Origin of the sequence: Streptomyces phytophilus (assembly GCF_013870535.1) — a bacterium.
GTDB lineage: Bacteria > Actinomycetota > Actinomycetes > Streptomycetales > Streptomycetaceae > Streptomyces > Streptomyces phytophilus.
In genome coordinates this window covers 1-8140 of sequence record NZ_JACBXC010000158.1, presented here as the reverse complement: position 1 = coordinate 8140, position 8140 = coordinate 1, and the positions used below count along the sequence as shown (strand labels likewise).

General features: G+C 71.1%; 8 protein-coding genes. 7 read left to right on the top strand and 1 reads right to left on the bottom strand.

Annotated features, from left to right (window positions below):
• Window positions 1-22: 22 nt before the first annotated feature.
• A complete protein-coding gene (locus H5J30_RS10905) occupies window positions 23-487 on the bottom strand; it encodes a Dps family protein (protein ID WP_181787233.1) in 465 nt (154 codons plus the stop codon).
• Between the two features lie 282 nt (window positions 488-769).
• On the opposite strand from H5J30_RS10905, the gene H5J30_RS10900 reads away from it, so the two are divergent.
• From H5J30_RS10900 to H5J30_RS10870, 7 genes are all read left to right on the top strand, one after another.
• Window positions 770-1855: a M23 family metallopeptidase gene (locus H5J30_RS10900; RefSeq protein WP_309505496.1), complete on the top strand. Its 1086-nt coding sequence runs from the start codon at window positions 770-772 to the stop codon at window positions 1853-1855.
• A 102-nt stretch (window positions 1856-1957) separates the two neighbouring features.
• Window positions 1958-2968, top strand: coding sequence for a LacI family DNA-binding transcriptional regulator (locus tag H5J30_RS10895; protein WP_181787231.1), 1011 nt, complete (start codon window positions 1958-1960; stop codon window positions 2966-2968).
• Window positions 2969-3027: 59 nt separating this feature from the next.
• Window positions 3028-4329, top strand: a complete 1302-nt coding sequence (locus H5J30_RS10890) for an ABC transporter substrate-binding protein (protein WP_258563242.1) — start codon at window positions 3028-3030, stop codon at window positions 4327-4329.
• Window positions 4330-4374: 45 nt separating this feature from the next.
• Window positions 4375-5274, top strand: a complete 900-nt coding sequence (locus H5J30_RS10885) for a carbohydrate ABC transporter permease (protein WP_309505495.1) — start codon at window positions 4375-4377, stop codon at window positions 5272-5274.
• Window positions 5274-6092, top strand: coding sequence for a carbohydrate ABC transporter permease (locus H5J30_RS10880; RefSeq protein WP_181787229.1), 819 nt, complete (start codon window positions 5274-5276; stop codon window positions 6090-6092). Before H5J30_RS10885 ends, H5J30_RS10880 begins: the two co-directional genes overlap by 1 nt.
• A gap of 31 nt (window positions 6093-6123) precedes the next feature.
• A complete protein-coding gene (locus tag H5J30_RS10875; protein WP_181787228.1) occupies window positions 6124-7530 on the top strand; it encodes a sulfatase family protein in 1407 nt (468 codons plus the stop codon).
• Between the two features lie 206 nt (window positions 7531-7736).
• A partial coding sequence (locus H5J30_RS10870; protein ID WP_181787227.1) for a class I SAM-dependent methyltransferase occupies window positions 7737-8140 on the top strand: 404 nt, incomplete at its 3' end.

Here is an 8140-nt window from a genome sequence, read left to right as displayed (position 1 = left end):
CGCGGCCGGCTGCGGAGCCGCGTCAGCTGATGCGGTGCGAGCGGAAGAACCACGCCTGCTGCTCAAGGTCCTGCGTCGCGGTGATGAGCAGGTCCTGCGTGATGAGGTCGGTGTCGTCGGTGTCCGCCACCCGCTGCCGCATGCGCACGGCGGCCTTCTCCAGCATGTCGGTCACGTCGTCGATGACCTTCTGGTCGGAGATCTTCCCGGGGCCGATGTCGGGCAGTGGGCTGCCGGCGGCGATGGTCTTCGCCCGGCCGTCCGGGCTCACGCCCAGGGCCGCGGCCCGCTCGGCGAGCGTGTCGGCGTGCCCGCGGGCGAGCTTGACCATCTTGTCGAGCTGCAGGTGCAGCTCGCGGAAGAGGGGGCCGGTGAGGTTCCAGTGCGCCTGCTTGCCCTGCAGGGACAGATCCAGCAGATCGACCAGCGCGCCCTGCAGCGCCTCGCCGGTGACGTCCAGGGCCTTCTTGTCGAGGATCGTGGTCATGTGTGGGCGCCTCCTTGCTCGTGCGTATGGAACCCATCCTACATTAGACTCTGTCTAACTTCCTGTCGGGCTAGGCCATCCGGGGAGCGGGCGCCGCGGCAGGCCCCGGGAGCCGGCCGGGACGGTTGCAACGTACGAGGTCACGGAGACGGCGGCCGACGCCCTCTTGTCCAACCGGACGGGCACTTCTATCGTTCGCTCAGGTCTCGGCGCACGGAAAGTGACTCAGTCATGTCAGAGCGCACAGGGCGCGGTCGGCACCGCCGCTACCGCCCCGGCCCGGTGTCGCGGGCCTCCCTCACCGTCACCGCGAGCGGCGCGGGACTCGCGCTGCCGCTGGTCGCAGGCGCCGTCACGCCGGCCGCGGGCGCGCCCGCGGACTCCGTGCACAGCCCGGCGAAGGGCCGATCGCAGGAGAACCCGGCCCCGCCGTCCGACGGCGCGTTATCCGACCGGGCCGATACGGAGACGGCCGCCGGGGGCAGCGCTGCCGCACCGCAGGGCGGGCGCGCCGGCACCGTCGGCAAGAAGCCCGGCCACCACGAGGTCGCCAGCGGGGAGACCCTGTCCGGCATCGCCGACCAGCACCGCGTACAGGGCGGGTGGCCCGCGCTGTACGAGCGCAACCGCGGCGTCGTCGGCGCCGACCCCGACCTGATCCTCCCCGGCCAGCGCCTCAGCCTCCGCGGCGGCGCCGCGGCACCGCCGAGGCCCCGCGCGGACTCCCCCGCCGCCGGCACGAAGAAGACCGGGGGCGAGAAGGCGAAGCCGGCCGGGACCAAGTCCCAGGACAAGGCGAAGTCCGGCGGCAAGGCGAAGCCCGAGAAGACCAAGCCCCGCAAGTCCGGGCCCCAGCGGGCCAAGCCGGACCGCACGAAGCCGGACGGGAAGAAGAGCGCCCCCGCGCGCCAGGCCGAGGCCAAGCCGAAACCGAAGCCGAAACCCGAGCCGAAGCCCGCCGCCGACTACACCTCCCCGCTCGCCGACGCCGCCACCGGCACCCCGTACGGCGCCAGCGGCAGCAGCTGGTCCAGCGGCTACCACACGGGGGTCGACTTCCCCGTCTCCGTCGGCACCGGGGTGCGCTCCGTCGCGGACGGCGAGGTCGTCAGCGCCGGGTGGGCGGGCGCGTACGGCTACGAGGTGGTCATCCGGCACCGCGACGGCCGCTACAGCCAGTACGCGCACCTCTCCGCGATCACCGTGAGCGCCGGCCGGCCGGTCAACGCCGGGCAGCGCATCGGCCGCTCCGGCTCCACCGGGAACTCCACCGGGCCGCATCTGCACTTCGAGGTCCGCACGGGTCCCGGCTACGGGTCCGACGTCGACCCGTTGCGCTATCTGCGCTCGCACGGGGTGCGCATCTAGCCCACAGGCGCACCGCGCTGACCAGGGGCTTGACGATTCGTCAGGAGACTTCACGCACGAAGGCTTGACCCTGCCGCGCTCCAGGTGCTTAAACGTATCATCATGCCGAAGAAGACGCGTCCCACGGTCCGCGACGTCGCCGCCCTCGCGGGGGTGTCCGTCGCGACGGTGAGCTACGTGGTCAACGGGCGGGACAACCGGATCGGCGCCGACACCCGCGAACGGGTGCTGGCGGCCGTACGGGATCTCGGCTACGTACCGAACAGTTCCGCGCGCGGGCTGCGCAAGCGCCGCACCGAGCGGGTCTGCCTGGTGATCGGCTCGCTGGGCAGCCCTGTGCAGGAGCAGCTGGTACGCGACCTGCACGCGGCGGCCGACGCCGACGGCTACGGCGTCCTCACCCTCATCGTCGACTCCCCCGCGCACGCCGCGCACGCGGCCCGGCTGCTCCGGCAGGGCCTGGCCGACGGCGCCGTCTTCTTCGACTCCGCGCGCCACTTCGGCGACTTCGGCGAGCTGGCCCGCGGCCGGCTGGCGATGGTCGTGGTCGACAACTCGGTGGTGCCGGACGGCTTCGACGTCGTGCGCACCCCGGAGTACGAGGCGTGCGGTGAGGCGCTTGACCACCTGCTGAGCGCCGGGCGCCGCCGGGTCGCCTTCCTGGGCCACCGGCACGACCTGGAGCTGGACGACCGCTCCGCGCGGCTGGCGGCGTACCGGGACGCGGTGCGGCGGCACGGCCTGACGCCCGATCCCCGGTTCGTCCGCGACGGCGCCGACAGCCGCGTGGAGGGCTACCGCGCCACCGCCGCGCTCATGGCCCTGCCCGAGCCGCCGGACGCGCTGTTCGTGGCCTCCGACCGGGCGGCCATCAGCGCGGTATGGGCGGTCCGCGACACCGGCCGCACGGTGCCCGCGGACGTGGCCGTCCTCGGCGTCGGCAACCTGGAGGAGGGCTCGGTGATCCGCCCCGCGCTGAGCACCGTGGGCCAGCGGCAGATCGACTTCAGCCGCGTCGCCCGGCTGCTGTTCGAACGACTGGCGGCGGCGGAGCCGCCGGCGGCCCGGGAGATCGTCCTGCCCTGGTCCTTCATACCCAGGGAGTCGACGTGAACGAGCGCGTGTCCGAGACGCGCGTGACCAACCGAATGCACGGCGAGAGGAGCACCCGCATGTCAGCAAGGCCAGCCATCAACGGTCAGTGGATGACCCGGCGCAGGATGCTGGGCGTCGCCGGCGGTGCCGCCGCGGCGCTCCCCCTGGCCGCCTGCGGCTCGGGCGCGCCCGAGGCCGAGTCGGGCGGCGGCGGGGGCGGCGGCACGTTCCTCGCCTACTGGAACAACGCGCACGAGTACGAGGCGTACAAGGACGTCGTCGCGCAGTTCGAGAAGGACCACGGGGTCACCGTGGAGCTGCAGAAGTTCCAGTGGGAGGACCTGCGCACCAAGCTCGTCTCCGACTTCCAGTCCGGGAACGTGCCGGACGTCGTGGAGGAGCCGGGCAGCTGGGTGCAGGAGTTCGCGCTCAGCAAGGACGCGCTGTCGCTGCAGAAGTACATCGACAAGGACGGCGCGAAGATCGGCTTCCCGGACGACTGGCTGGAGGTCGCCGTCGCGGACAACTCCCACGAGGGCCAGGTGTACGGCATCCAGATGCACTACACCTGCACGCTGCTGTTCTACAACCGCAGGATGCTCGACGAGGCGGGCATCGAACCGCCCGCCACCTGGGACGACTTCCTGGCCGCCGCCCGGGAGCTGACCTCCGGCGACGTGAGCGGCACGGTGCTCAACGACAACCTCAGCTACTCCTACCCGTGGATGCTCCAGAACGGCGTGCACGAGTACGACGCGGACAGCGGCGAGCTGCTCCAGCCGCGCACCGCCGCCATGGAGGCGATGCAGTTCCAGCGGGACCTCGTGCACGAGCACAAGGTCTCCCCCAAGCCGACGACCTCCCTGGACGTGACGCGCGCCGCGAAGTTCTTCGCCGCCGAGCGCACGGCCATGATCCTCACCGGCCCCTGGGACATCCCGATCATCAAGCAGTCCAACCCGGACCTGGAGTACGGGATCGCGCCGGCGCTGAAGGGCGAGCGGCAGTCGACGATCGCCGGCGGCACCACGCTGTTCGTCCCGGCGAAGGCGAAGAGCCCCGAGCTGTCGTGGGACTTCATCAAGCGGATCACGGCGCTGAAGACCGAGACCGCGGCGACCGAGGAGTCCAGCATGCTGATGCCGCGCAAGTCGTGGGCGAAGGAGTCGGTGGTCCAGGAGAACCCGGACGTCAAGCCCTTCACCGAGGGGCTGCCCTACGCCGAGGAGTTCCGCACCGGCGTCTACGCCACCGGCAAGGCGGGCGAGCTGGAGGACATCTACAAGACGCTGTACGAGACCATGCTGATCGAGGGGGCCGACGCGGAAGAGGCGTTCGCCGCCTACGACGACGCGGCCAAGAACATCCTCAAGGGCTAAGTGCACATGGCGACGTCGGCGGAAGCCCCCCAGCGCCCGGAGCCCGTGGAGCTCCCGAAGCGCGGCAAGCGCGCCAAGCGCTCCCCGATCGCCCGGCGCCAGGCGCGTACCGCGTACGTGTTCCTGGCGCCGGCGCTCGTCTTCTTCGCGATCTTCTTCTACTACCCGATCGCCGACATCCTCAACACCAGCATGCTGACGGGCCAGCGGGCCGACGAGTTCGCCGGGCTGGACAACTACACCAACGCCTTCGAGGATCCGCAGGCGCGCAACGCGTTCAAGGTCACGCTCCAGTTCGCCGTCGCCACCACGGTCGGCGCCATCGTGCTGGGCATGGGCCTCGCGGTGCTCATCAACCAGAAGCTGCGCGGCAGCCTGGCGTTCAAGCTCGCGCTCCTGGTGCCGTACCTGACCTCGATCGCCGTGGTCGGCCTGATGTGGCGCAACATCCTCGACCCCGAACTCGGCATCCTCAACCGGATACTGTCGGACCTCGGCCTGCCCACCCAGGAGTGGCTGAACACCCATCCGGTGGCCACCATCGTCGCGGTCACGCTGTGGATGACCACCGGATACACGATGATCCTCTTCCTGGCCGGGCTCCAGGGCATCCCCGACGTGTACTACGAGGCCGCCAAGGTCGACGGCGCCAGCCGCTGGCAGCAGTTCCGGCGGATCACGGTGCCGCTGCTCACCCCGACCACGCTGTTCGTCTCCGTCATGGCGGTGATCACCGGGCTGCAGGCGTTCGGGCAGGCGTACATCATCACCCGCGGCGGCCCCGGCGAGGCGTCCGACCTCTTCGTCTTCCACATCTTCGAGCTGGCGTTCCGCTCCCGCAACTTCGGCTACGCGTCCGCGCTCTCGGTGCTGCTGCTGCTCGTCATCGTCGCGTTCACGCTGGTGCAGTTGCGCATCGGCCGGAAGAGGGAGGTGCAGTACTGATGACCGCCGGGACGTCCAAGGCGATCGCCTACGTACTGCTCACCATCGCCAGCCTGATCACCATCGTGCCGCTGCTCTACACCGTCTCGCTGTCGCTGCAGACCGAGAAGGAGATGCTGTCCGCGGAGTCGGTGCTCTGGCCCGAGTCGCCGCAGTGGGGCAACTACTCGACGCTGTTCGAGGAGGCGCCGTTCGGCAGCTTCATCCTCAACAGCCTGATCGTCGCGGGCGCGATCGCGCTCTCCCACCTGATCTTCGATCCGCTGGTGGGCTACGTCTTCGCGAAGTTCGAATTCCCGTTCAAGAACACGCTGTTCGTCGCGATCCTGGCGACGCTGATGATCCCGCTGTTCGTCCGCATGATCCCGCTGTACGTGATGATGTCGGACCTCGGCTGGCTCGACAGCTACCAGGGGCTCATCGTGCCGTTCCTCATGGACGGCTTCGGGATCTTCCTCATGCGGCAGTTCATCCAGCCCATCCCCGACGACCTCATCCACGCGGCCCGGGTGGACGGGGCGGGCGAGTTCACCATCTACTGGCGGATCATCCTGCCGCAGTGCAAGCCGGCGCTGGCCGTGCTGGGCCTGTTCACGTTCGTCTTCCAGTGGAACGAGTTCCTCTGGCCGCTGGTGGTGACGACCTCGGAGCGGATGCGGACGATCCCGGTGGGGCTCACCCAGTTCAGCCAGGAGCAGTTCCAGCTCTGGCACCTCACCGCCGCGGGGTCGGTCATCATGTTCGTACCGACGGCCCTGCTGCTGATCTTCAGCCAGCGCTACTTCGTCCGCGGTATCACCCTGACCGGCCTGAAATGACCCCCCACTCCCCCGTGCGGAAAGGACCCCGATGCCCGACCGGCGGCCCCATGTCATCGTCGTGTTCACCGACCAGCAGCGCTGGGACACGACGGGCGCGGGCGGCAACCCGCTCGGCCTCACGCCCGCGTTCGACCGGATGGCCCGCTCGGGCACGTACGCGTCGGCGGCGATCACCCCGCAGCCCGTCTGCGCGCCCGCCCGGGCGGCTCTCCAGACGGGCCGCTGGCCCACCGACACCGGCTGCTACCGCAACGGGATCCCGCTGCCGCGCGACGCCCGCACGCTCGCGCACCACTTCGGCGACGCGGGGTACACCACCGGGTACATCGGCAAGTGGCACCTGGCCGGCAAGGACCCGGTGCCGCCGGAGGAGCGCGGCGGGTACCAGCACTGGCTGGCCGCCAACGTGCTGGAGTTCACCTCGGACGCGTACCGCACGGTGATGTACGACGAGGACGGCGACCCGGTGCGGCTGCCCGGCTACCGCTCGGACGCGCTGTTCGACGCGGCGATCCGGTTCGCCGCCGACCACCACGAGGAGCCGTTCTTCCTCTTCCTGTCCCTCATCGAGCCGCACCACCAGAACGAGGTCGACGACTACCCGGCGCCCGACGGCTACGAGGAGCGCTACACCGGCCGCTGGCTGCCTCCGGACCTGGCCGCGCTGTCCGCCGCGGCCGCACCGGGCAGCACGGCGCACCGGCACATCGCCGGCTACTGCGGCCAGATCCGGCGCGTCGACGAGGGCCTGGGCCGACTGCTGGACGCGCTGCGCAGCATGGACCTGCTCGACGACACGATCGTGGCGTTCACCTCCGATCACGGCAGCCACTTCCGTACCCGCAACTCCGAGTACAAGCGCTCCTGCCACGACGGTTCGATCCGGGTCCCGCTGGCCCTGCGCGGCCCCGGCTTCGCCGGCGGCCGGGTGCTCGACGCCCCGGTCAGCACCCTTGACCTGCCGCCGACCCTCCTGGACGCCGCGGGGCTCGACGTCCCGGAGGAGATGCACGGACGCTCCTTCCTGCCGCTGGTCCGCGACCCCGGTGCCGACTGGCCGGAGGACGTCTTCGTCCAGGTCAGCGAGTCCGAGTGCGGACGGGCGCTGCGCACCTCACGGTGGAAGTACTACGTCGTCGACCCGGCGGCCGACGGCTGGCGCACCCGCTCCGGCAGCAGGTACGTCGAGACGGCGCTGTACGACCTGGCCCACGACCCGTACGAGCTGGACAACCTTGTCGGGCTCGCCTCGCACCGCGCGCTCGCCGACGGGCTGCGCGCGCGGCTGCTGGCGCGGATCATCGCGGCCGGCGAGCCGGAGCCGGTGATCGAGGCGGCTCCGGAGCGGCGCGCGATGCAGCGCCGGGTCGATCCCACCGTGCACGGATTCAAGCTGGACGGCGTGCGCTTCGGGCATCAGCGCAAGCACCCCTGAACCCCGGTGGGGCGAGCCCATGGCGGCCGCTCAGGCGGCCGCCATGGGCGGGCAGATGCAGCGGACGCGACCGCAGCGCGGGCACACCGGCACGAGCGCGGTGGCGTGCTGCGGGTGGGGGTGGTGTCTGGTCATCTCGGATCCTCCGCCCGGCTGTGAGAACGTGATCTCCTACTCGTTAGACGCAGCGGGGAGCGATCAGGTTTATGGACAGTGGCGCCTGGGACGAACGCTATGCCGCGAAAGACCTCGTTTGGGGCGGTGAGCCCAACCGCTGGGTGGCCCGCGAGGTGGCGGAGATCACTCCCGGGCGGGCCCTCGACCTGGCCGCGGGCGAGGGGCGCAACGCGCTGTGGCTAGCGGACCGCGGCTGGCAGGTGACGGCGGTGGACTTCTCGGGGGTCGCGCTGGAGCGGGGCCGGCGGCGGGCGGCGGAGCTGGCGCCCCGGGCCGCGGAGCGGATCCGGTGGGTACGGGCCGACCTGCTGGAGTACCTGCCGGATCCGGCCGCGTACGAGCTGGTGGTCGTGGCCTATCTGCACCTGCCCGGCGAGGAGCGGCGCCGGGTGCTGCGGCGGGCCGCCGCCGCGCTCGCCGGCGGCGGCGAGCT

Coding starts and splice junctions, on each gene's coding strand:
- H5J30_RS10905 (WP_181787233.1), bottom strand. CDS start 487: ATGACCACGATCCTCGACAAGAAGGCCCTGGACGTCACCGGCGAGGCG.
- H5J30_RS10880 (WP_181787229.1), top strand. CDS start 5,274: ATGACCGCCGGGACGTCCAAGGCGATCGCCTACGTACTGCTCACCATC.
- H5J30_RS10890 (WP_258563242.1), top strand. CDS start 3,028: ATGTCAGCAAGGCCAGCCATCAACGGTCAGTGGATGACCCGGCGCAGG.
- H5J30_RS10895 (WP_181787231.1), top strand. CDS start 1,958: ATGCCGAAGAAGACGCGTCCCACGGTCCGCGACGTCGCCGCCCTCGCG.
- H5J30_RS10875 (WP_181787228.1), top strand. CDS start 6,124: ATGCCCGACCGGCGGCCCCATGTCATCGTCGTGTTCACCGACCAGCAG.